We start from the raw sequence: 23,406 nt of genomic DNA on the forward strand, positions 1-23,406 counted from the left end.
TAATAAAATTAGTTATGTGTCCAAGGTATAAAAAAGGAAAATTCAGTACCTCCTTCCGCACAATTTGTTGCCCATATTTTTCCATTGTGAAGCTCAACTATTCTTTTTGCAATAGCAAGTCCTAACCCTGTGCCGCTATCTTTCCTCGCTCTGGATTTGTCAACTTTGTAAAACCTTTCCCAGATAAAAGGCAGTTCGGCGTCCGGTATACCGCTTCCGCTATCTCTGACAGAAATTGTAACTCCTGTTTCATCGGCTCCTGCCTTAATCAGCACATCTTGACCGCTGGGCGAATACCTTATAGCATTATCAATAAGATTTATCATTACCTGCTCTATTTTATCTTCATCAATTAAAATCGGCTGTATATTTTCTATTTCTATTTTCAAGTTAATATTCTTTTCCTCACAGATAGGAAGGAATTTTTTGCAAACTTGTTCAACTAATTCTTTTATTGAAACGTAATCTTTTTGTATATTTAAGTGGCCTGCCTCCATGTGCGAAAGCTCCAATAGTTCATCAACTAAGCGGCGCAGCCTCAAAGTTTCTTCAAGTATAATATTAAGATATCGGTCATGTTCATCAGAATCTTTGACAATCCCGTCAATTAATGCTTCTGTATAGCCTTGCAAGTAAGTTAACGGTGTCCTGAGTTCATGGGAAACATCACTTAAAAACTCCTTTCTTAAGTCCTCTTGATTTCTCTCTCGCGTGATATCTTGCAGTACAGCCAAAACCCCTTGCAGCACACCATCATCACTTAACAAAGGAGTCATTTTTACCGCTACAACCTTTCCATCTATCTCTAGCTCTTCACTGATAAATTCACTGCATTTCATGGCTTTTTTTACAATCGGCTCGATTATTTTTGGCACTTTTAATTCACCATTTTGCTTCAAATCAGGTATCATCTCAACGGCTTGGGGGTTTGCCATTATAACACGATTTTCGGCATCGAAAGTAATAACACCATCAGTCATGCTGAGCAATATATTCTGAAGCTGCCTTTTTTCTTGATCAAGCATATTGATATTTTTATTTAAAGCCTCGGACATATAGTTTATCGCATTTGCTAATGTCCCCACTTCATCCTGAGATTTTACCTTAACTTTAGTGCCGAATTCGCCTCTTGCTATTTCTTCTGCGACTTTTTTCATTTGGATGAGAGGTTTGGAAATAGTCTTTGATAGTACAAGGCTTAAGGCCGTCAAAACTAAGACTGATGCCCCTGCTACCGAAAGTACCAAATATCTAATTTGCCAAATAGTGCTTTCGATAGAAGACATAGGGGAAAATAGTATTACGCCTCCAATTACATTGCCTTCGGTTCTAATGGGCAGCGCTACTGTAAGCATATTTGCATCAAACTGAGATACAAAACTTTTGCTTACAACAATGTTGCCATTGAGCACCTCCCTAAGCTCTTTAGGTCCAATAGCTACACCCTCAAATTTTAGAACATTTGAGCTTGCCTGGATTAGCCCTTGTCTGTCAATTATCACCGAATATGCATTTATAAATTTACTTATGTCAAGCAGTTCTGAAGGATTTATACCTCCTAGAATTAAAGATATAAGCTGCTGCCCCTCGTTTATCATCTCGTTCTTTCGCATATTAAAATAAAAATCTTCAAATATGTTTGAAAGTACTAAGCCAGAGATTAGAAGAGCGACGACTGTAAGAACCGTCATATAAATCCACAGTTTCGTAACAATGCTTTTCCTCGGAATCACTTTTCCACCTCGAATTTATAGCCGATTCCCCAAATAGTGCTTATATAGGAAGCAGCCTTACTTCGCCCTAATTTTTCTCTAAGCTGCTTTATATGTGTATCTATTGTCCGCAGGCTGCCATAAAAATCGTATCCCCAAACTTCCTTTAGAAGTTTCTCTCTGCTAAACACCTTTCCCTTGTTTTTAGCTAAAAAGTAGAGAAGATCAAATTCTTTAGGAGTAAGAGCCACTTCTTTATTATTGACCTTTACAACCCTGGATATCGGATCTATCATCAGCTCAGGAAATGCGAGTATCTCACTTTCCTCATCTTCCTTAGAAACTATGCGCCTGAGCAGAGCTTTTACCCTAGCTGTAAGTTCTCTAGGGCTAAAGGGTTTTACTACATAATCATCCGCCCCGAGTTCAAAGCCTAAAACCTTATCAAATTCTTCTCCCCGGGCTGTCAGCATTATTATCGGCGTATCATATTTTTGCCTTATATCTTTGCAAACCGTCCAGCCGTCTACTATAGGAAGCATAAGATCTAAAATAATCAGATCATAGGATGAGCTCGATATCTTGTCTAAAGCCTGCTGACCGTCGAAAGCTTCATCTACTGAAAATCCTTCTCTTTCCAAGTATATTTTTACCAAATCTACTATGCGCTTTTCATCATCAACTACAAGTATTTTTATATCATGCACCTGTTTTCCTCCCTGCAGCTTACAAATTATCTAATTATTTTTTTAAATTTTGTAATCGCGCCTTACCCTTATTATAGATTTTACGGCAAGGACCGTCAATATACAGAGATTTACAGAGCTTTGAACAAAGACTAAATGCGCGTGCCTGAAGATTGTTTTTATATTTGACTCATGATAAAATTAAAAAGCACTTGTGAATAACAAAACTTATTTCATCAACAAGGAGGTGCTGCCTTGACATTAAACTCATTTTTAACTTTATTTGGCGGTTTGGGCCTATTTTTATATGGAATGAAAATTATGGGCGAAGGACTTGAAATGTCAGCAGGAGATCGTTTGAAGGGTTTATTGGAATTGCTGACCAGGAACCGCTTTTTAGGGGTAATTGTGGGAGCGTTTGTTACCGCCATAATACAAAGTAGCAGTGCTACAACAGTTATGGTAGTTGGTTTAGTAAATGCAGGAATAATAGACCTTTCTCAGGCAGTCGGTGTAATAATGGGAGCTAACATCGGAACTACTGTGACAGCTCAACTAATTGCTTTTAAGCTTACAAACATTGCCCTGCCTTCTATAGGAATCGGAACGATAATATTATTTTTAGGTAAAACTAAATCTCAAAAATACATAGGACAAGTGGTATTAGGCTTCGGGCTTTTATTTTACGGAATGCAGACAATGGAAATCGCATTAAAACCCCTTGCCGATGTCCCACAATTCGTTGACTTTATCGCAACTTTTAGCAAAAATCCAATTCTCGGCGTGGTAGTCGGTTTCCTTACAACAAGTATAATTCAAAGCAGCAGTGCTACGATAGGTATTCTTCAGGCCTTGGCAAGTCAAGGCATATTAACTATTTCCTCAGCTCTTCCTATATTATTTGGAGATAACATAGGAACATGTGTCACAGCACTTCTGGCAAGTATCGGAGCAAATGTTACGGCAAAAAGAGCTGCAATTTTTCACTTGCTGTTTAATATAATCGGAAGCGCATTATTTTTGATGATCCTACCGATTGTTGAAAAAATTGTAGCTATGACCTCTCTTGACCCGGTCCGACAGATAGCTAATGCACATACTATTTTTAATTTGACAAATACTATTATTCAGTTTCCTTTTACGTTTTTAATTATAAGATTAATCTTACATCTTGTGCCAGGTGAAGCAGTAGTTATCGAACACGGCGTAAAGTATATAGATGATCGGCTAATAGAAACACCTGTTTTGGCTCTTGAGCAAGCAAAAAAAGAAATAGGTCGGATGGGAAATCTGGCTTTAGAGACATTAAAAGATTCATTGGATACTTTTGTAAATTACGATGAGAAAAAGGGTAAAATAGCAAAGGAAAAGGAAGAAGTAATAAATGAGCTTGCAAGAGAAATTACAAGATATTTAGCTCTGCTTTCACGCTCTTCTTTGCCGGAAACCGGAGAAGGTTCAATAACAGATCTGATAAATGCGGTAAATGATATGGAGCGAGTCGGCGATCATGCAATGAATGTGTTGGAGCTTGCGGAATTTAAAAATGAGCATCGTTTAGTTCTTAGTGAAGAAGCTATAGTTGAACTAATAAAAATGTCTGAAAAAGTTACAGAAACCTTTTCTATTGCAATAAATGCATTTTTAGCTTGGGATAAATCTTCTGCAAAAACCGTAATAGCCAGAGAAGAAGAAATTGACGCAATGGAAAAAGAGCTGCGATTAAGTCACATTAAGCGTTTAAGCAGTGGTGCATGCGTGCCAAGTTCAGGCGTTATCTATTTGGATATAATAAATAATTTGGAGCGCGTAGGGGATCATTCTTTTAATATTGCAAGTTATATCCTTGGAATTGACAAAAACTTTAAGAAACTGATCTAAATCCATCACACCCGCATAGGCAGGGTGGCTTGCTGCATTCTCAGTAGGCTAAAACCAATGATTTAAAGCGAGCAGGCTATTTTGCCTGCTCGCTCTTTACGATTTCCCTATTTCCTTCTTCTTTCTTCACGGTTTTATTGCAATATGGGCAAATCCACGTTCTCAGTTCTGCTGCAGAATACGATTTTTTATTGCAATACGGGCATAAGGTATATGGCAATATAAACCCCCCGCTTAAATGACTTTACCCTTAATTTTTCCTTGCAATCCGCTCCGCTATCTATATTATATTATTCTATAATACTTTAGTAAATCCTTCTTTGTAATAAAAAATTTTATATGTATTTTTTGTCCTGAAATGATACATTTCGTATAAAATTCAGTAATATAGAAAAACCGTATATTCTGTGATATACTAAAGAAGAATTCGCGTCTGAATATCTTATATAAGGGGGCTTTATCTTGGAAAGTACTGATGTGGCAAAAATTGCAATAAAAATGGCAATTTCAACCCGCGCAGAAGAAGCTGAGCTCAAAAAGACATTCCGTGATATGAATGTTAAGGTTTGTGCAGTAGATTTTGGCGGTAATTTAATAGATTCTATCGAAAAAATTATAGAAAGATCTTTGGTCGCCGCAAAACGAGAAGGTGTCATAAAGGAAAACGTTCATGTATTAGAAGGAGCCCTTATAGGAGCTACACGGGAAGCCCTTTCTCAGGTTTTGCAAAAAGCTGTAGGCTTTAATGTGGGAGGTAAAATCGGAATTGCCAGGTATGGAGAACATATAAGCGTAGCAATGTTTTTCGCTATAGGGTTTTTAAGCTTTAATGAAGTAGTCATAGGTCTCGGACACCGCACACTACCTCGTAGTGAAGGTGAAATCTAAATATTCATAAATTACTGTTAGAATTCACTATTGACAAATTGACCTAATAATTATATACTTTAGCCAAATAAATTGAATTAACTTGTAGCATGGTAGGACGGTAGGAGAAAACGTAGAGTTACATCAAGCACTCTTGCCGAGTGCTTTTTTGTATCTTTTTACTCCTGGTTCAGCTTTGCAAGTGTACTACTTGCTTCTGTCCTGCAAGCTAAACAAAAGGGGGCATTCAAAATGAAAAAAACTTTTATAACATCTATTGTAATAATGATTTTAATTCTCGCGCTAGCTCTTATCCAGGCAGGATGCGGCGGCGGTTCAACGTCTCAAGAATCAACTCCTGGTACATCAAACAGCACAAATGCAGATGCAAATAATAAGGTATACAAAATCGGAATATCGCAGTTTGTTGAACACCCTGCACTTGATTCAGCTCGGGAAGGTTTTGTAGACGGTCTTAAGGAAGCCGGTTTTGAAGAAGGTAAAAATATTGAAATTATTGTCGAAAACGCTCAGGCAGATTTTTCAACAACGCAAGCAATAGCCGATAAGCTTATCAATGAAAAAGTAGACCTTATTTTAGCTATCGCAACTCCATCAGCCCAAGCTGCTGCAAATGCCACAAAAGACATTCCTATACTTGTAACTGCTGTTACCGATCCGGTAGATGCAGGTCTTGTTAAAAGCATGGAAAAGCCTGGTACAAATGTTACAGGCACTACCGATATGAATCCTGTAAAGGACCAATTGAAGTTGTTAAAGGAAATAATTCCTTCGGCTAAAAATGTAGGTATAATTTACAATGCTGCAGAGCCCAATTCTGTTGTTCAGGTAAACATAGCAAAAGAGGCTGCAAAAGAGCTTGATCTTACCATATTTGAAGCAACGGTTGCCAATACCAGCGAAATAAATCAAGCAGTCCAGTCATTAGTTAGCAAAGTAGATGCAATTTATACTCCCACAGATAACACCGTAGCTTCCGCGATAAGCAACATTGTAAAAGTTGCCAATGAGGCAAAAATACCTGTTATAGGAGCCGAGCGCGGCGAAGTAGAAGGTGGAGCCTTAGCCACTATTGGAATAGATTATTATCTTCTGGGTAAACAAACCGGCCAAATGGCTGCCAGGGTTTTAAATGGCGAAAATCCTGCAGAGATGCCGGTAGAAAGCTCAAAAGATTTAAAGCTTATTATAAATAAGAAATCAGCAGAAGCTCTTGGAATTACTATCCCTCAAGAAGTATTGTCTAGGGCAGATGAGATATTAGAAAAATAATTGAGGTGTCCATAAATGTTGCAAAACTTATTCCTGACTTCTTTAGAGCAAGGTTTAGTCTACGGAATCATGGCAATTGGTGTATATATGACCTTTAAGATTCTAAAGTTTTCTGACTTGACTGTAGATGGAAGTTTTCCTCTTGGGGCTTCCATCACAGCAGCCCTCATCGTAAGCGGATATAATCCGGTAGTAGGAACTTTTGGCGCAATCTTAGGAGGCGCCTTGGCCGGTTATGTAACAGGATTTTTAAACACAAAAGCCGGTATCAGTGACCTTTTGTCAGGTATCTTGACCATGACATCGCTTTATTCAATAAACCTTAGGATAATGGGCAGGCCGAACACTCCTCTGCTAAATCAGCCTACTATCTATTCTATGGCAGAATCTTTTATAAGCCGAGTTTGGCCGTCATTTCCAATGAAATTTATTTATCTTGCATTCTTTATTGTTTTTGCTTTGCTTATAAAGTTTATAATTGACACCTTTTTAGAAACACAGATGGGCTTTGCGCTAAGAGCAACCGGTGACAATCCACAGATGATACGAAGCCAGGGAGTAAATACTGATATGGCAAAAACTATAGGGCTTGTAATTTCTAATAGTCTTGTGGCCTTGTCCGGTTCATTGGTTGCTCAATATTTGGGTTTTGCTGATGCCGGTATGGGAGTTGGGACGATTGTAGCCGGCCTTGCTTCAGTTATAATAGGCACCACGCTTTTCGGAGAAGGAAGTGTATTTATCAGTACGTTAGGAGTGCTTTTCGGCTCATTCTTATATCGATTTAGCATTTCGCTGGTTCTTTCCTTCCGATTGGCGCAGGCTTCTGATTTAAAGCTTTTTACGGCAATCGTTGTAATTATAGCCCTTACAGCCCCTCAAATAAGGCAGTCAATAAAACTTCGCGTGCAAAGGTGTGATTCCTATGGTGATTCTTGAGCATATACAAAAAATATTCTACCGCAATACCCCTAACGAAAATAGAGTTTTAAATGATTTGTCTCTTGAAGTTAGTGATGGCGACTTTATAACCGTTATCGGAAGTAATGGCGCAGGAAAATCGACGCTACTGAATATCATTGCAGGTGTTTATTTTCCGGACAGTGGAAAGATATACCTTGATGGCAAGGATATAACAAATCTGCCGGAATTCAAAAGAGCTGCATTTATAGGTCGGGTTTTTCAGGATCCAATGCTTGGCACCGCCCCATCCATGACTATCGAAGAGAATTTATCAATAGCGTATGCTCGTCCAAACAATATGATGCTTCGCCGAGGATTGGATGCTCAGCGAAGAAATATATTTAAGGAGTATCTTGAAAACATTAATCTGGGTCTTGAAAATCGTCTTTCTACAAAGGTAAAGCTTCTCTCCGGTGGTCAGCGTCAAGTTTTGACTTTGATTATGGCTACGATGAAAAAGCCTAAGTTGCTGCTTTTAGATGAGCATACTGCTGCACTGGATCCAAAAACAGCTGTATTGGTAAACAGCCTGACAGAGGAAATCGTACAAAAAAACAAGTTAACGACAATTATGGTCACCCACAATCTGGAGCATGCAATCAAAATGGGAAATAGACTTATAATGATGCACAATGGTCAAATCGTCTTAGATATTAGTGGTGAAGAAAAGGCTTCAATGACTATCCCACGGCTGCTTAGTAAGTTTGAACAAGTCCAGGGCGAGAAATTTGCAGAAGACAGAATAATGCTGGCTTAGACCTCAAAATCAGCGTAATAGTTTTTGCTATTTTTCTGCAAGAAGACAACTCCCTTTTTCTTTTTTACATTATAGTTATAAGGGATGTCATAGTTAAAAAGCCCGTAAGCAAGATATCTGGAAAGTTCATGATTTGAGAATCCTATGGCTTGAGGAAGATTTTCCTTAAGCCATTTATTGTTGTAAATGTATTTCTTGGCTATGGTTAAAAATTCTCGATCTTCGCAAGCCTCAATACATCTAGGCATAGCAGCTTTACCATTTGTCAGTAGAAAATCAAATTTAAGGATATCTTTAAAAATGTCAAAATTCACGATATCTGTTCCTAAACTTTCTGCAAAATAATATAATATGTCATATCGGTCTTTTAAAGAATGCCTAGTTTTAAAAAGACCTTTTCTTTTACAATAATCATAAAATGCCTGGTAAAGCTCAAAGGGGCATTTAAATTTCTCTTCTAAGTAGATAAGGGAATGGTAAAATCGGCCTGTATTGTAATATTTGTCTAAGAGGCGTGCAATTCCCTTTAATATGCAAAGCTCTTCATATGTTATGTCATTGTTGTATAAAATTTCATAAGGGGGCTTTGAGCGATATATAATACCATATTTATGTGCATCTGTCCTAAGTTTTGTTCCTTTTAAAAGCTTCAAAAATCCAAGCTGTATTTCATCAGTACGAAGATTGTACACTTCATTAAAAGAATTGCCAAAGCTTTTAAAGTTTTCGCGCGGGAGACCGGCGATTAAGTCTACATGAAGTTTTATGCCTGCTGATTTGAGGCGCTTTACTCCTTCAAGAGATTTTTTTGTATTAGGAGTCCTTGATATTTCTTTTAATGTTTCAGGATTTGTGCTTTGAATACCTACTTCAAACTGCAGCCTGTCTTCAATGCCCTGTAAAGCTTCAATAAACTCCTCATTTACCAACTCCGGATTTATTTCGCAGTGAAATATCATATCCTGCGGCAAGCTGCGAATGATTTCAAGAAGTCTCAGCGCTCGCGGCAGATTGCAGTTAAAGGATCTGTCTACCAACTTAACTATCCTTACTCCCATTCTCAAAAAACGCATAAAGTCTTGCTCCACTTTGTCAAGATCGGCTTCTCTTACGGCAGTTTCAAGAGATGACAAGCAAAAAGCACATCTAAAAGGGCATCCTCGCGATGTTTCGTAGTATACTAACTTGTTCTCTAAATTCTCGTTCTCGTTAATGTATGGAAATGGAATTTTATTCAAGTTTACATATGACTTTGGGGACTGTATTAAAATATCGTTCCATTTTTTATATGCCAAACCATCGATTGTATCAAGAAGAGCTCCGCTTTTTAAATGCAGCAGCAATTTAAAAAATCTTTCCTCTCCCTCTCCCAAAATTACATAATCTACAAAGGGATTCCTTTCCAGTAGATTTTCTGCCTCATAAGATACTTCGGGACCGCCTAAAACAATTTTTGTCTCCGGTCTTATTTTTTTGATGTTTTCTGCTAAATATAATACGCTTTCTATATTCCAAAGATAGCACGAAAAACCGATTACGTCGGGTTGATAAGATATAATATCTTCTAAGATATCGTCTAATTCATCATAAATTGTTGCTTCATAAATCTGTATGTCTTCTTCTTTGTTGTTCTGTTTTATATAGCCAAATATATCCCTTATTGCAAGGTTTGTGTGAATATATTTTGCATTTATTCCTACAAGGAGGGTTTTCACGAATTTATCGCTTCTTTCATTGTTTTTACATATTCCGAAACTAAAGGCGCTGCATTTCTTCCGTATTCTTCGATGATTTTAACAATAGCAGAACCTACAATGATTCCATCAGCAAGCTTGGCCACTTCTGCAGCCTGATTAGCATTTGAAATTCCAAATCCTACGGCTGTAGGGATATTTGTAGACTCTCGGACAAGTTTTATCATATTTTGTATATTATCTGAACTGATTTCATTTCTCGCCCCTGTAACTCCTAAAGACGAAACACAATAGACAAAACCTGCCGCTTCTTTTGCAATCATTGAAATGCGCTGATTTGAAGTAGGCGCGATAAGAGAAATAAGTTCTATTCCATATCTTCTACACAGAGGCGCAAAATCCTCTTTTTCTTCAAAGGGCACATCAGGAAGTATCAATCCGCTCATACCAACTTCAGATGCTCTCTTTATAAATCTATCTGTTCCATAAGAAAATACAACATTGGCATAAGTCATAAAGACCATAGGAATTTTTACAGTTTTTCTAACTCTATAGACCATATCGAATATCTTATCCGTTGTTACTTTGCCGGCCAGCGCCCTCATATTTGCGTTTTGGATTACCGGTCCTTCTGCAGTAGGATCGGAAAATGGAATTCCAAGCTCGATTAGATCTGCGCCAGAATCAGCAATAACCTTTATTAATTTTTCTGTAGTATCTAAATCCGGATCTCCGCAGGTTAGAAACGCAATAAATGCCTTGCCATGGTCAAATGCTTTACTTATGTTACTCATTTATCATGTCCTCCCCTCTGTATCTAGCAATTGCAGCACAGTCTTTATCACCGCGGCCGGATATATTGACAACTAAAATCTTATCCTTACCCATAGAAGGCGCTATTTTTATTGCTTGAGCCACTGCGTGGGCGCTTTCGATGGCTGGAATAACGCCTTCTGTCCGCGACAGGTATTCAAATGCGCAAACCGCTTCTTCGTCAGTTATTGCTACATATTGAGCTCTGCCGCAATCATGAAGATAAGCATGCTCCGGGCCTATACCCGGATAATCCAAACCTGCTGATATTGAATATACAGGTGCAATTTGTCCATATTCATCTTGACAAAAATACGACTTCATTCCATGAAAGATTCCCGGCTTTCCAGTAGTAATAGTTGCTGCTGTCTCAAAAGTATCTACTCCCCTGCCTGCCGCTTCACAGCCAATTAATTCCACTGATTTATCGTTTATAAAGTGATAAAAAGCGCCAATCGCATTAGAACCCCCGCCTACACAGGCTATAACCATATCCGGCAGTCTGCCTTCTTTCTCTAACATTTGCGACTTAATTTCTTTCGAAATTACAGATTGAAAGTCCCTTACGATTGTAGGAAATGGATGAGGTCCCATAACAGATCCTATTATATAATGAGTATCATTAATCCGCTTTGTCCATTCTCGCATAGTCTCTGAAACTGCATCTTTTAGTGTAGCAGTGCCGGATGTAACAGGATGCACTTTCGCACCAAGAAGTCTCATTTTATATACATTTAAAGCTTGACGCCGGGTATCTTCTTTTCCCATAAAGATTTCGCACTCCATCCCCATAAGCGCTGCAGCTGTAGCAGCAGCGACACCATGCTGACCTGCTCCTGTTTCAGCAATCACTCGGCTTTTACCCATCTTTTTTGCAAGAAGCGCTTGGCCTAATACGTTATTTATCTTATGAGCGCCTGTATGATTTAGATCCTCGCGCTTTAGGTAAATTTTGGCACCGCCTAGGTCTTCTGTCATCTTTCTTGCAAAATACAGGCGAGAAGGTCTACCGGCATAATCTCTAAATAAGTCTTCCAGTTCTTTGTTAAATTCCGGATCATTCTTATAATAATCATAGGCTTCTTCTAATTCAATTACAGCATTCATCAATGTTTCCGGTATATATTGTCCTCCATGTATTCCGAATCTTCCCTTTGACATAATTTCCTCCTAAAATTTTAAGTTTTGTTCGTATATTCTTAGCAATTTCTGACAGTGGTAACCACTTTCAGTATTTTTTCTTTATCTTTTACGCCTTCTAACTCTACTCCTGAGCTTATATCTACCGCATAAGGCTGAAATTTCCTGATTGCATCGCAAATATTTTCTTGTGTAAGCCCTCCTGCAAGAATGAAAGGCCTTGTAAATTCTTCTATAAGCGACCAATCAAAGCATTTGCCTGTTCCATAACCATTATCCAAAAGCACCGCATCTGCCGCGCTGCTTTCTGCGGCTTTTAGGTCCTCTTTAGAACAAATCTTGTAGGCTTTCCAAATCACCTTTTTGGGAATATATTCTCTAAGTTTCGCTATATATTCATTGTCTTCGCTGCCATGAAGCTGAATTATATCTATAATGTTTTTATCGCATAAATTTATAATTTTTTCGAAAGGTGCGTTTACAAATACGCCTACGGATTTTATAGATGAATCTAATGCTTTACTAAGTTTCTCAGCTTTTTTAATTGATACATTCCTGCGGCTTTGCTCCCAAAATACAAATCCTGCATAATCAGGTATTGCAAGATTTACATACTCTATATCACATAATCGAGAAAGGCCGCATATCTTAATTTTCGTTCTATCCACTTGCTGCCCTCCTAAAAGATTCAAGGATTTTGTGCTTATTTTTTGCTTTCATTAAAGCTTCGCCTATAAGGACTGCATCGACACCTGCTTTTTTTAAGGCTTTTATGTCTTCCTGCGACTTTATCCCTGATTCTGCAATAAGCAAAATATCAGAAGGAACTTTGTCTTTCAATTTTAAAGTATTCGTAAAGTCCACTGTAAAATCTTTAAGATTTCTGTTATTAATCCCAATAAGTCTTGCGCCTGCAGAAACAGCAGACTTTATTTCTTCTTCATCGTGAGCCTCAACTATCGCGCAAATCCCCATTTCTTCACATATTGTTAGAAATTTCTGTATAGTTTTGGTATCTAGAAGTGCACAGATTAGAAGCACTGCATCGGCTCCTATGCACTTAGCCTCATAAAGTTGATATTCGTCTATTGTGAAATCTTTCCTGAGCATGGGAAGCTTTACATGTGAACGTATATCGAAAAATATTTCATCTGAACCCATAAACCATTTTGGTTCGGTAAGACAAGAAATACAATCCGCGCCTGCCGTCTCGTATTCTTTTGCAATTTCAATATATGGAAAATCCATTGAGATAAGTCCTTTAGATGGAGAAGCCTTTTTTATCTCACATATAAAAGACATATCGGGATTTTCTAAAGCCCTTTTAAAACAAAAATTTCCTTTGGGCAAGCTCAGTGCTTGTTCACGAATATGCTGGAAGCTGATTTCCTTTTTCGCATTTTCAACTCTCGTTCTAGCATATGCTGCAATTTCGTCTAAAATCATACTGCTGCCTCTTGCTTATTTGACTCTTTAATGAATTGAACAAGCTTTTCTTTTGCTTTTCCGCTTTTTATTAGTTCTTCGGCAAGTCTTACGCCTTCCGTGTGATTTTTTGCTTTTCCCGCTATATAAAGACCTGCACCGGCATTTAAAATTGTTGCCTGATATTTTGGCCCCTCTGTGCCATTTAAAATATCCAGTGTTATTTTAGCATTTTCTGCAGGTGTTCCACCGATTAGCTCTTTCTTTTCTGAGCGTTTAAAACCAAAATCCTCCGGCATAATGACATATTTTTTAAAATGATTTTCTGTAAATTCACATATAGTTGTAGGCGATGAACTGGAAATCTCATCGAGCCCGTCTTGCCCATACACTACCATGCCACGTTTTACACCAAGATTTGAAAGAACATGTGCTAATGGCTCTACTAATGATTCGGTATATACGCCAAGCACTTCCATATTAGCCAAACCCGGATTTGTTAAAGGGCCTAAAATATTAAAAATGGTTCGGATTCCAAGCTCTTTTCGCACAGGTCCCACATATTTCATGGAAGTGTGATAATTTTGAGCAAAAAAGAAGCATATTCCAATCTCTGCTAAGAGTTTTATACATTTTTGTGCGGAAAGATTGATGTTTACACCTAAGGCTTCTAAGCAATCTGCTGCCCCGCTTTTTGAAGATGCAGCGCGGTTGCCGTGCTTTGCAACCTTTACGCCCCCTGACGCTATAACAACAGAGGCGGTTGTTGAAATATTAAAGGAATTTGATTTATCTCCGCCTGTTCCTACGATATCCAGCAGATCAAAATTGTGGGTGACCGGCACAGCATAGTTACGCATACCGGCAGCACATGCCGTAATTTCCTCTATCGTCTCTCCTTTAGCTGAAAGCGCTGTAAGGAAGGCTGCGATCTGCACATTTGAACTTTTACCGCTCATGATTTCGTCCATAACGGCCGCAGCTTCTTCATAGGTTAAATTTCTATCCTCAATAAGTTTTGCCGTTGCTTCTTTTATCATAATAATGCCCCTTTCAATATATTTACAAAGTTTTTAATTATTTGCGGACCATCCGGAGTTAAAATTGATTCAGGGTGAAACTGCAGGCCAAAAATTGGGTAGTCGCGGTGTTTTATTGCCATAATTTCTTCTTCATTTGTTTTCGCTATTATTTCCAGGCAGTAGGGAAAATTATCTTCCAAAACTTTAAGAGAGTTATAGCGAGCGACTTTAATCCGACTTGGCATACCGAAAAATAGAGGATTCTCGTTGTCTATAATTACTTCGCATTGCTTGCCATGCATAAATTTTTTTGCTCGGATAATATCTGCTCCATATGCTTTACAAATCACTTGATGGCCTAACCCAACTCCAAGTATGGGTGTTGTTTCTTCAAGTTCCCTTACCGCATCCATACATATACCTGCACTTTCAGGATACCCGGGCCCTGAGGAAATTATAATGTGGCTCGGGTTAAGTTTTTTTATATCTTCAATTGTTATTTCATTATTATGGAAAATTTTAGCATCGCAATCTAACATTCCTGCCAATTGGTAAAGGTTATAAGAAAAACTGTCATAGTTATCAATTACTAATATCATATATTCATTCCTCCTTGAGCAATTTTTAGCGCTTCCACAACCGCCTGAGATTTGTTTATACATTCTTGGTATTCGTTTTCAGGTATGCTGTCAGCTACTATGCCGGCACCCGAACGCACAAATACCTTTCCGTTCTTTGTGAAAGCAACGCGTATTGCTATACATACATCTAAGTTACCTGCAAAGTCTATATATCCAATTGCTCCGCCGTATATTCCTCTTTTGTCATTTTCTAATTCATCAATTATTTCGCATGCTCTTATCTTCGGCGCGCCGCATAGTGTGCCGGCAGGAATTACTGCTGCTATTGCATCTATAGCATCACAATCTTTCCTAATTTTTCCAGAGACATCTGAACCTATATGCATTACATGGGAAAGATGTTCTATGTCCATATATTTGTCTACTATTACGCTGCCAAATTCGCTTACTTTTCCAATATCGTTTCGCCCCAAGTCAACCAGCATATCATGTTCTGCACGCTCTTTTTCATCTGCTAAAAGTTCAATTTCAATTCGTTTGTCCTCTTCTTCGGTTTTGCCTCTAGCACGTGTTCCGGCCAGTGGAAATGTGTGTAGAACTCCATTTTCCAATTTTACAAGGGTCTCAGGAGATGCACCTGCAATTTCAACATCATCGGTAAAAATATAAAACATATAAGGGGATGGGTTGATTTGTCGAAGAGCTTTGTAAGTGTTTAAAAGGCTGCCTTTAAAATCGGCATCTAGTCTATTGGATAGTACCACTTGAAAAACTTCTCCCTGCCCAATATAATCTTTGGCTTTGTTAACCATATTGCAATATTGATGTTTGGTAAACATCTGGCGCACTGAAGATGTTATTCTGCCAGGTATCTCGTCGGCGGGCAAACCAAATAAAATAAGTTTTTTAAGATTTTCAATTTCCCTCAAGGCCCGTTTGTATTCTGCTTCTATATTGTCGCATTTTATATTCACAATTAACATTAATCGATTATGAACATTATCAAAAGCAATTACTTTATCAAAAAGCATTAGATGCATATCCCTAAAATTTTCGGCGTCATTTGCATTTAAAAAAAGAGAAGGTTCTGCATATCCAACATAGTCATATGAAAAATATCCTACTAGACCTCCCGTAAAAGGAGGCAAGTAGTCAAAGCGCAGACTAAAGTTATCTTTCATTACTTGACGTATAACCTCAGCAGGATCCTCTGACGTTGTTGTAGAAGATGAATCCTTTACAATTGTTACTTTTTTATCGGCACAAATTATCTCTAACAATGGATCAAATCCTAAAAACGTGTAATTTGCAGATTTTGACTCTTTGTAAGCAGACTCAAGAATATAACAGCGGTTGCTGGCATTTTTTAACTTTGATAAAATATCAAGCGGTTCAATTCCATCTTGAAATAATTCACAGCTTATTGGAATGTTCTTGTAGATCCCTGTTTTTGCAATTTTTTTGGCCTCTGACAGGCTTGGCTGCAACATTTTAACACACCCTTTATAAATAGTTTTAATTAGAACAGTATCGAATTTAGCCGGGGGACGTCAAAAAGCCCGTCCTTGACATAAAAGTCAAGGACGGGCTTTACGCTCGTGGTACCACCTTGATTCACGGTATATTGCAGCCGTGCACTCAGCAGGATACTATCATATCCCCGGCAACTTACGTATGCCTACACGTCGCAGAATACTCAGCTTTCGCCTTTGGCTGCGCCCTCAGCGGTCCATTTGATGGCTTGTTTTCTACTCGCTTTTCAGCACCGCGAGCTCTCTGTAAGAGCATAACCATCTTTATCTCCGCCTCAACGGTTTTAGATGCAGTAATTAGTTTTTTATAGGATACATCAAATAAAATCTTTTGTCAACATTTTATTTTTTGAACTTACAATAAAATAACAACCAGATTTAAGTCAAAGTGGCAGACCGCTTGCACTTGTGTTTTAAGATGGTATAAAATATTTGACAAAATTAGATTTTTACGCTATATATTATACAATAATAAAAATATAGCTCAGATAGTTAGTTAAATTTTGAAGGGATGTGGCTGGACTTGTCTATGGAAAAAACCTTTATCATGATTAAGCCTGATGGAATTCGCCGAGGTTTGGCTGGTACTATTATTCAAAGATATGAGCAAAAAGGCTTAAAAATAACTGCTGCAAAACTAATTATGGTTCCTGAAGAATTGGCATGTAAGCATTATGAAGAGCATGTGTCAAAACCATTTTTTCAAGAATTAATTGCAAATATCACTTCCGGACCTGTTTTAGCTATGGTCTTAGAAGGCCCTAACGCTGTAAGACTTGCAAGGCTTATAAATGGTCCGACCCAAATTGAAGAAGCTTTGCCGGGAACAATCCGAGGGGATTTCGCCACTTCTACAACAGAAAACCTAGTCCACGCTTCCGATAAGCCGGAAACTGCAGAACGTGAAATAAAGCTTTGGATGTCTTATATGAACCTTGCATGACTAAAGTGTAACCCCATTTTTAAAAATTGCTATTTCTTTAAATCCCATTTTTTCAGCCTTACTTTTTTCGCCTGAAGCAACATTTATAACATAACGCATTAATTCCGAAGTTAGTTTTTCCATTGTTTCACCGGAAAGAAGCCTGCCTGCATCAAAATCAATCCAATTGGATTTACGGTTGTAAAGATTGGTATTTGTAGAAATTTTTATAGTTGGTACAGCAGTTCCTAGTGGAGTTCCTCTTCCTGTTGTAAATAAAATCAAATGACACCCTGCAGCAGCAAGAACTGTCGATGCTACCATATCGTTTCCCGGACCTGTAAGTAGGCTAAGGCCACTATTTTTTACCACATCGCCATAATCCAACACATCTACTACATTACTTGTTCCGCCTTTTTGCACACATCCCAAAGATTTTTCTTCTAAGGTTGTAATACCTCCTTTTTTATTGCCCGGCGACGGATTCTCATAAATTGGCTGGTTGTAACTCATAAAATATTCTTTAAAGTCGTTTATCATTTTAACTATTTTATCGAATACTTCACGACTTATTGCTCGATTCATAAGGATAGTTTCTGCACCGAACATCTCAGGCACCTCTGTTAAGACGGTACTTCCTCCGCAAGAAATTAATTTATCTGAAAAAGAGCCTACTAAGGGATTTGCGGTAATACCTGAAAAACCATCGGAACCACCGCATTTAAGACCTACTACAAGCTTTGAAACTGGGCAATCCTGTCTTTCAAATTGTGATACATATTCTACCAGCTCTTCTATAAGCCCGACTCCTGCCTCTATTTCGTCTTCTACTTCCTGCGCTACTAAGAATTTCACTCTGTCAGAATTATACTTTCCTAACACTTTTTTGAACTCGTCAACATTATTATTTTCACAGCCAAGGCCTAGAACCAAGACTCCACCCGCATTAGGATGATTTACCAGATTCGCTAATATCTTTTGAGTATTTAATTGATCTTGGCCTAATTGGGAACAACCATAAGGATGAGTAAGCTCATAAATACCATCCAGATTTTTTACCCCTTTAAATCTTTCCTTTGAAATTTTGGCTATAAGCTCGGCATTTCTGTTTACGCAGCTTACAGTGGATATAATCCATATTTCGTTTCTTATTCCTACTTTGTCGCCTTCGCGGATAAAACCCCGGAAAGTTCCACATTCCTCGGCAACCTTCACATCGGATAGACGAGGAGTATATTCATACTCTGTAAGTTCACCTAAATTCGTTTTCAGATTGTGACTGTGAACCCACTGGCCGGCCTTTATATGAGTTGTAGCATGCCCTATTGGGAATCCATACTTTATAACATTTTCGCCTTGCTCTATATCATAAAGAGCGATTTTATGGCCTTGATCTATATCATCTAAAGCTATAACTGAACAAGAACCCACTTTTACTACTTCACCTTTACTCACTTTATCGATCACTACGGCCACGTTGTCTCTTTCGTGTATTTTGATTACTGCCATAAGTTTTCAATCCTTTCTTGTAACTAAAGAGATAAAGGCAATCAGTTGCGCTAGTTTTTCACAAGTCTTTCAACGGTATTTTTTATACCATCATTGGTAATTTGATACAAATAGTCAGCTACTTTATCTGTAAGACCGTCAATATTGTTTAGGTCTTGATCCCACATTTTGCTGTTGGCAAGCACAGCCTTTGCCACGCTTTTAGCAGCTTCTTTGCTTTTGTCAAAATCATTCCATGTCTTCTCAAAGAATTCTAAGACCCACAAATCATCCTGCATTACAAATTCGCCTTTTTCACGGCGCGCTTTCATTACACCGTTTTCAACTTTGCCGTCTTTATATACCGCCATTAATGCAGCAAAAGAAAACGTAAGTTTTTCGGGAAGTTTATTATATAATTGTTGATACTCAATAATTGAAGGCAATACCCTTGTTTTAAATTTCGAGGATGAATTGAGGAGAATGCTTATTAAATAGTGTTTTATATACGGGTTTTGAAAACGCTCAACAACAGAATCCGCAAATTCAAGCAGCATTTTTTTGTCCAGATTTATCGAAGGGACTATCTCGTCGTAGATAACTTCTCTTGCAAATTTGCCCATAACATCGTGCTCCATCATCTCTCCAACGGTTTCAAGACCATATAGGAATGCTGCAGGAACTGAAGATGTATGGGCACCGTTTAATATCCTGACTTTTCTTGTCCTGTACGGTGACATATCATCAGTCCATAATACATTAAGACCCGCCTTGGTAAATGGTAATCTTTCGGAAAGCTCGCCGGGGCCTTCAATTACCCATAAATGAAAAAGTTCTCCTGTATCAACAAGATTATCTTCATAACCCAGATGGTTTAAAATTTCATTTATTTCGTCCTTAGGATACCCTGTTACTACTCTGTCTACCAAAGTGTTGACAAAAATATTGTCTTTTTCTATCCATTCTTTAAACGCTTCAGGCAGATTCCAGTCATTTGACAGCTGTAATATAATTCTTTTTAAGTTGTCGCCATTTCTGTCAATCAGCTCACAAGGAATAATGACCATGCCCTTTGATGGATCGCCGTTAAAGTGGTTAAATCTATGATATAAATAAGCTGTAAGTTTTCCCGGGTATGATGAAGGCGGTTTCTTGTCAATGCTATCGCTTTTATCATATGAAATCCCGGCTTCAGTAGTGTTAGAAACCACAAATTCTATATCTGGATTTTCTGCACATTTTAGATATTCATCCCATTGAGTATATGGATTTATTCCACGACTTATTGAACTTATTATTTCTTTGAGTTCGACAGGTTTTCCATCTTGCAAGCCTCTTAAAATTAAAGTATATAAACCGTCTTGTTCGTTTAGCTTGCCAACCAAGCCTTGAGCAATCGGCTGAACAGCTACAACACGACCATTGAAAATCTTTTGTTTGTTCATCTGGTGAAACATCCAATCAACAAAGGCCCTTAAAAAATTGCCTTCGCCAAATTGAATAACTTTTTCCGGCAAATTTTCAGGAAACGGCTGCACCATCAAATCTTCCGGGAATTTAAAACCACTTTTTAGTAATTCCTTATTTAGTTTTACCATAATAAACCATGCCTCCTTTAAGACTAATTTATTTTAGCAATGGAGCTACATTGCTGAGCCAAGCTAATTTAGGATCATCTTTCGGAACAAGCTTTCTTCCGTAGTCTCCTGCCATTACCCACAAATAATACACCTGAAATCCCGGAGCTGCTGCAACAGGATGATAACCTTCAGGTATTATAACTGTATCTCCGTCTTTTAGCATATATGCTTTTCTTAGCGATAAATCATCGTTATACATTACTTGAACTCCAAAACCCTCTTCGGGTTTTATCTTAAAATAGTAAACTTCTTCCATTTTAGCTTCATAGGGAGGATTATAATCATCGTGTTTATGAGAGGGATAGCTAGACCATTGTCCGGGGCATGATATAGTCTCGCCAACTACTATACGATGAACTTTTCCTTCGCCGTTTGCTACAATAATATCTCTAACATCTCGCTGGTAGTTTAAAATACCACGATGATCGCATACTACTTCTTTTGGCATTACCACAAAAGGTTCAAACTTTTTCTCAGCCTTAGCAGAAACCACTGCAGCTTCTAAGACAAATCCCTGAGCTTCTTCCACTTTAAAAGAACTTTGAATGGGTATATAAACCGATGCAGGGTTACCTGAAAATACATCCTTTCTTTCTCCAAGACCTATAAATTCTTTTCCATTTACGACTACATTGCATTTACCTGATAAAATAACCAATGCCGCTTCTTCATCGTTTGTCTTTAAGCTGCATACTTCATTTGCATTTAACTTTAGTAAACCCAACCCGCAAAATTCCATATCCTTTCCTGCTTTTACAACTTGGCTATAGCCTTTTACTTCCTTGCTTGGATATAAATATTCCATATTTAAAACCTCCATTTTAAGCATTCATTATTTGCCTAACATCTTCTAACATATCTGAGTCTGTTTTAAATAAATGTTTTAGCGCCAGTGCGCAAGCACCAACTACTCCAGATTTTTCTTTAAGCTCAGAAACTTTAATTTCGGTAGAAAGAGCTATTTCGGGAAATGCATGGGTATTAGCTGTTTTTCTAATTATATCCATAAAATAGTCGCCAATCACAGACATTTTTCCGCCTATAAATATCAGCTCAGGATTGTAAAAATTTATTACATTCGCTATTGCTTTTCCTATATATATCGACATCTGTCGTAAAAGTTTCCACGAGTAAGAATCTGGAATATTTGCAGATTCAATAATATCAGCAATCGAAATCTCTCCATTTTTCAGCCAAGCTTTTTTTAAAGGATCGCTTTCTGCAATATTAGGCAGCTCAGCTTTAGCTTGCCTAATAATAGCAGGAATGCCGCATATGCTCTCTAGACATCCCCTGTTACCACAATTGCACAAAGGTCCCCCTTCTTGAATTGACATATGACCAATTTCACCGGCATAACCTCTGGCGCCTTGTAATATTCTATCGTTTAAGATTATACCGGCGCTTATTCCTTCACCAAGGTTTATATACACCAAGTCTTTGCATCCCTTGCCTCCGCCGAACCAGCGCTCAGCAAGAACCGATGTATTAGAGTTGTTTTCAATAAATATTGGCAGCTCCAGTTCGCTTTCTAAAAATTCCTTAACGTTAAAACTATCCCATGCCTTACCTAAATTGATAGAACGTTTTACACTTCCTTCGCGAACATTTAATAGTCCCGGAAATGCTACGCCAATTCCGAGGAATGCTTTTTTAAGGTATTTTTCTTCGCTCATGATTTGCTCTACCGCGTCCGCTAAGAGTTTTATCCCTTTTTTGGGATCTGTCATATCAATCTTAGCTATTCTAAAATCGGTAGGATCGTTTTTTAAGTCTGCAATTCCTATAAGTGACTCAAACCTGGTAACTTCAATACCTATAACATACCCTGCTTCAGGATTAAGACATAGATTGACGGGTCGGCGGCCTCCGCTGGATTTATCCAGTCCTACTTCTCTTACTAATCCCGCTTCAAGTAACTCACGCACTATACCGCTTATTGCAGGCGGAGTAAGCCCTGTAAATTCTGCTAGTTGTTGTCTTGATACAGGTTCATGCTTTTTTATTGTGTTTATTACTGTCATTCTGTTGAGTTTTTTAATGTATTTACTATTTATAGGTTCTTTTGCCAAATGCATCACCTTTTTAAAAAATACTTATTTAAATTAATTAAGTATCTTTTTATATTTTATATTCGCTATAAAATCGAAAAGTCCTGCTTCTTTTTATAATTTTTTTGCAAATCAAGATAGTCTATCTCATATCAAATAGCCGGCGTCCTAGACGCCGGCTATTAACTGCTTTTTTATTATTCATTTTAATGAATTATAGACATAATTAGTTAATGTCACTATATCAAACACGGGCAAATTTACTGCATCTTGCACCGATTTTCTAAATGGAGGCATATTAGTACATTCAAAAACTATTGCGCCTATATCAGGATTCTCGCTTACCATGGTTTTTGCAACTTCTGTCATTTCTTCTTCAACTTTCGACACATCGAGGGTTTCTTTTTGGTCTAAGAAAACTTTAGGAAACTCCTCTTGGCTTTCCATTCCATAAGTTACTACAGGGATATTATCGGCACCAACGCCTTGAAAATGAAGTTTTGTAAGGTGGGGTTTACTAGCGGTCATTATGCCAACTTTTTGTCCTTTTTTTAGCATACGATGTGCTAAAGGCACCTGAAGCAAGCTGGAAGCAAAAACCGGAATATTAACTGCATCTGCCAAAAGTTCTTGGAAAATAGCTAGAAAGCCGCAGCTCGTTGTGATTGCCGCAACACCTTCTTTTTCAAGCTCCTGCGCAGCTTCGATAAAAGGCTGTATAAGAGTCGGATCGGCTTCTCTAACAACTCTTTGTGATGTAGCGCCTGCAACCTTTTTGTATTTTACCGGAAAACTAAATGTACCGGCATTTCCTATGTCTCCATAAATTCTGGGAAATTTAGTATCAAGCATTAATATTCCTATAACCTCACCGTAATTGGTTCTGCCCCCTTTTACGATCATGCCGCAACTCCCTCCTCGACAAAATTTAAGGATGTT

The 23,406-nt window shown here is 38.0% G+C and carries 21 protein-coding genes and 1 other annotated feature; of the genes, 6 read left to right on the top strand and 15 right to left on the bottom strand.

Going from position 1 to position 23,406, the window contains the following annotated elements; translation table 11 throughout:
* Positions 1-8 precede the first annotated feature (8 nt).
* Both BUE08_RS01215 and BUE08_RS01220 read right to left on the bottom strand, forming a co-directional pair.
* Entirely contained in the window at positions 9-1,733 is a 1,725-nt protein-coding gene (locus BUE08_RS01215) for an ATP-binding protein (protein ID WP_286680150.1), read from the bottom strand.
* Positions 1,730-2,419: a response regulator transcription factor gene (locus BUE08_RS01220; RefSeq protein ID WP_281795623.1), complete on the bottom strand. Its 690-nt coding sequence runs from the start codon at positions 2,417-2,419 to the stop codon at positions 1,730-1,732. The genes BUE08_RS01215 and BUE08_RS01220 overlap by 4 nt, the downstream gene beginning before the upstream one ends.
* Before the next feature lie 234 nt (positions 2,420-2,653).
* On the opposite strand from BUE08_RS01220, the gene BUE08_RS01225 reads away from it, so the two are divergent.
* From BUE08_RS01225 to BUE08_RS01245, 5 genes are all read left to right on the top strand, one after another.
* Positions 2,654-4,279 carry a Na/Pi cotransporter family protein gene (locus tag BUE08_RS01225; protein ID WP_286680151.1) on the top strand — a complete coding sequence of 542 codons (1,626 nt, stop codon included), beginning with the start codon at positions 2,654-2,656 and terminating at the stop codon, positions 4,277-4,279.
* A gap of 462 nt (positions 4,280-4,741) precedes the next feature.
* Positions 4,742-5,167 carry a HutP family protein gene (locus BUE08_RS01230; RefSeq protein WP_083497740.1) on the top strand — a complete coding sequence of 142 codons (426 nt, stop codon included), beginning with the start codon at positions 4,742-4,744 and terminating at the stop codon, positions 5,165-5,167.
* A gap of 231 nt (positions 5,168-5,398) precedes the next feature.
* Entirely contained in the window at positions 5,399-6,439 is a 1,041-nt protein-coding gene (locus BUE08_RS01235) for an ABC transporter substrate-binding protein (protein WP_213951100.1), read from the top strand.
* A 15-nt stretch (positions 6,440-6,454) separates the two neighbouring features.
* The gene (locus tag BUE08_RS01240; protein ID WP_059033644.1) at positions 6,455-7,378 is read left to right on the top strand and encodes an ABC transporter permease; all 924 of its coding nucleotides are present in this window, start codon (positions 6,455-6,457) and stop codon (positions 7,376-7,378) included.
* Positions 7,365-8,159: an ABC transporter ATP-binding protein gene (locus BUE08_RS01245; protein ID WP_059033642.1), complete on the top strand. Its 795-nt coding sequence runs from the start codon at positions 7,365-7,367 to the stop codon at positions 8,157-8,159. Before BUE08_RS01240 ends, BUE08_RS01245 begins: the two co-directional genes overlap by 14 nt.
* Here BUE08_RS01245 and BUE08_RS01250 read toward each other — a convergent pair.
* Genes BUE08_RS01250 through BUE08_RS01285 form a run of 8 tightly spaced genes read right to left on the bottom strand, consistent with a single transcriptional unit; the run spans position 8,156 to position 16,324 of the window.
* Positions 8,156-9,874 carry a B12-binding domain-containing radical SAM protein gene (locus BUE08_RS01250; protein ID WP_286680152.1) on the bottom strand — a complete coding sequence of 573 codons (1,719 nt, stop codon included), beginning with the start codon at positions 9,872-9,874 and terminating at the stop codon, positions 8,156-8,158. The two genes, BUE08_RS01245 and BUE08_RS01250, sit on opposite strands and share 4 nt — an antisense overlap.
* Positions 9,871-10,647: a tryptophan synthase subunit alpha gene (gene trpA / locus BUE08_RS01255; RefSeq protein ID WP_286680153.1), complete on the bottom strand. Its 777-nt coding sequence runs from the start codon at positions 10,645-10,647 to the stop codon at positions 9,871-9,873. Before trpA ends, BUE08_RS01250 begins: the two co-directional genes overlap by 4 nt.
* A complete protein-coding gene (gene trpB, locus BUE08_RS01260) occupies positions 10,640-11,827 on the bottom strand; it encodes a tryptophan synthase subunit beta (RefSeq protein WP_213995780.1) in 1,188 nt (395 codons plus the stop codon). Before trpB ends, trpA begins: the two co-directional genes overlap by 8 nt.
* 38 nt (positions 11,828-11,865) lie before the next feature.
* Positions 11,866-12,474: a phosphoribosylanthranilate isomerase gene (locus tag BUE08_RS01265; RefSeq protein WP_286680154.1), complete on the bottom strand. Its 609-nt coding sequence runs from the start codon at positions 12,472-12,474 to the stop codon at positions 11,866-11,868.
* Positions 12,467-13,252 (bottom strand): indole-3-glycerol phosphate synthase TrpC, encoded by a 786-nt coding sequence (gene trpC / locus BUE08_RS01270; protein ID WP_286680155.1) that lies wholly within the window; start codon positions 13,250-13,252, stop codon positions 12,467-12,469. The genes BUE08_RS01265 and trpC overlap by 8 nt, the downstream gene beginning before the upstream one ends.
* Positions 13,249-14,271 carry an anthranilate phosphoribosyltransferase gene (gene trpD, locus BUE08_RS01275; RefSeq protein ID WP_286680156.1) on the bottom strand — a complete coding sequence of 341 codons (1,023 nt, stop codon included), beginning with the start codon at positions 14,269-14,271 and terminating at the stop codon, positions 13,249-13,251. The genes trpC and trpD overlap by 4 nt, the downstream gene beginning before the upstream one ends.
* The gene (locus BUE08_RS01280; RefSeq protein WP_286680157.1) at positions 14,268-14,852 is read right to left on the bottom strand and encodes an anthranilate synthase component II; all 585 of its coding nucleotides are present in this window, start codon (positions 14,850-14,852) and stop codon (positions 14,268-14,270) included. The genes trpD and BUE08_RS01280 overlap by 4 nt, the downstream gene beginning before the upstream one ends.
* Positions 14,849-16,324 (bottom strand): anthranilate synthase component I family protein, encoded by a 1,476-nt coding sequence (locus BUE08_RS01285; protein WP_286680158.1) that lies wholly within the window; start codon positions 16,322-16,324, stop codon positions 14,849-14,851. The genes BUE08_RS01280 and BUE08_RS01285 overlap by 4 nt, the downstream gene beginning before the upstream one ends.
* A gap of 86 nt (positions 16,325-16,410) precedes the next feature.
* Positions 16,411-16,654 (bottom strand) — a binding site (T-box leader).
* A 241-nt stretch (positions 16,655-16,895) separates the two neighbouring features.
* Here BUE08_RS01285 and ndk point away from each other — a divergent pair.
* Complete coding sequence (gene ndk, locus BUE08_RS01295; protein WP_286680159.1) at positions 16,896-17,309, top strand: nucleoside-diphosphate kinase; 414 nt, start codon at positions 16,896-16,898, stop codon at positions 17,307-17,309.
* Here the strand turns inward: ndk and BUE08_RS01300 are convergent, their stop codons facing one another.
* The 5 genes from BUE08_RS01300 to BUE08_RS01320 all read right to left on the bottom strand — a co-directional run bounded on the left by BUE08_RS01300 (position 17,310) and on the right by BUE08_RS01320 (position 23,370).
* Entirely contained in the window at positions 17,310-18,797 is a 1,488-nt protein-coding gene (locus BUE08_RS01300; protein WP_286680160.1) for a UxaA family hydrolase, read from the bottom strand.
* A gap of 50 nt (positions 18,798-18,847) precedes the next feature.
* Entirely contained in the window at positions 18,848-20,374 is a 1,527-nt protein-coding gene (locus BUE08_RS01305) for a tagaturonate reductase (protein WP_213951089.1), read from the bottom strand.
* 28 nt (positions 20,375-20,402) lie between these two features.
* On the bottom strand, positions 20,403-21,221 hold the full coding sequence (gene iolB / locus BUE08_RS01310; RefSeq protein WP_286680161.1) for a 5-deoxy-glucuronate isomerase: 819 nt from the start codon (positions 21,219-21,221) through the stop codon (positions 20,403-20,405).
* 16 nt (positions 21,222-21,237) lie between these two features.
* Positions 21,238-22,494: an ROK family transcriptional regulator gene (locus BUE08_RS01315; RefSeq protein ID WP_286680162.1), complete on the bottom strand. Its 1,257-nt coding sequence runs from the start codon at positions 22,492-22,494 to the stop codon at positions 21,238-21,240.
* Between the two features lie 174 nt (positions 22,495-22,668).
* A complete protein-coding gene (locus BUE08_RS01320; protein WP_286680163.1) occupies positions 22,669-23,370 on the bottom strand; it encodes an aspartate/glutamate racemase family protein in 702 nt (233 codons plus the stop codon).
* Positions 23,371-23,406 lie beyond the last annotated feature (36 nt).

The sequence above is a fragment of the Tepidanaerobacter sp. EBM-49 genome (genome assembly GCF_001896645.1).
Taxonomy (GTDB): domain Bacteria; phylum Bacillota; class Thermosediminibacteria; order Thermosediminibacterales; family Tepidanaerobacteraceae; genus Tepidanaerobacter; species Tepidanaerobacter syntrophicus.

Bases quoted from the DNA above. Each gene is read 5' to 3' on its own strand.
- iolB (WP_286680161.1), bottom strand. From the start codon at position 21,221: ATGGAATATTTATATCCAAGCAAGGAAGTAAAAGGCTATAGCCAAGTT.
- trpB (WP_213995780.1), bottom strand. From the start codon at position 11,827: ATGTCAAAGGGAAGATTCGGAATACATGGAGGACAATATATACCGGAA.
- trpD (WP_286680156.1), bottom strand. From the start codon at position 14,271: ATGATAAAAGAAGCAACGGCAAAACTTATTGAGGATAGAAATTTAACC.
- BUE08_RS01320 (WP_286680163.1), bottom strand. From the start codon at position 23,370: ATGATCGTAAAAGGGGGCAGAACCAATTACGGTGAGGTTATAGGAATA.
- ndk (WP_286680159.1), top strand. From the start codon at position 16,896: ATGGAAAAAACCTTTATCATGATTAAGCCTGATGGAATTCGCCGAGGT.
- BUE08_RS01285 (WP_286680158.1), bottom strand. From the start codon at position 16,324: ATGTTGCAGCCAAGCCTGTCAGAGGCCAAAAAAATTGCAAAAACAGGG.
- BUE08_RS01300 (WP_286680160.1), bottom strand. From the start codon at position 18,797: ATGGCAGTAATCAAAATACACGAAAGAGACAACGTGGCCGTAGTGATC.
- trpA (WP_286680153.1), bottom strand. From the start codon at position 10,647: ATGAGTAACATAAGTAAAGCATTTGACCATGGCAAGGCATTTATTGCG.
- BUE08_RS01235 (WP_213951100.1), top strand. From the start codon at position 5,399: ATGAAAAAAACTTTTATAACATCTATTGTAATAATGATTTTAATTCTC.
- BUE08_RS01280 (WP_286680157.1), bottom strand. From the start codon at position 14,852: ATGATATTAGTAATTGATAACTATGACAGTTTTTCTTATAACCTTTAC.
- BUE08_RS01245 (WP_059033642.1), top strand. From the start codon at position 7,365: ATGGTGATTCTTGAGCATATACAAAAAATATTCTACCGCAATACCCCT.
- BUE08_RS01240 (WP_059033644.1), top strand. From the start codon at position 6,455: ATGTTGCAAAACTTATTCCTGACTTCTTTAGAGCAAGGTTTAGTCTAC.
- BUE08_RS01315 (WP_286680162.1), bottom strand. From the start codon at position 22,494: ATGCATTTGGCAAAAGAACCTATAAATAGTAAATACATTAAAAAACTC.
- BUE08_RS01305 (WP_213951089.1), bottom strand. From the start codon at position 20,374: ATGGTAAAACTAAATAAGGAATTACTAAAAAGTGGTTTTAAATTCCCG.
- trpC (WP_286680155.1), bottom strand. From the start codon at position 13,252: ATGATTTTAGACGAAATTGCAGCATATGCTAGAACGAGAGTTGAAAAT.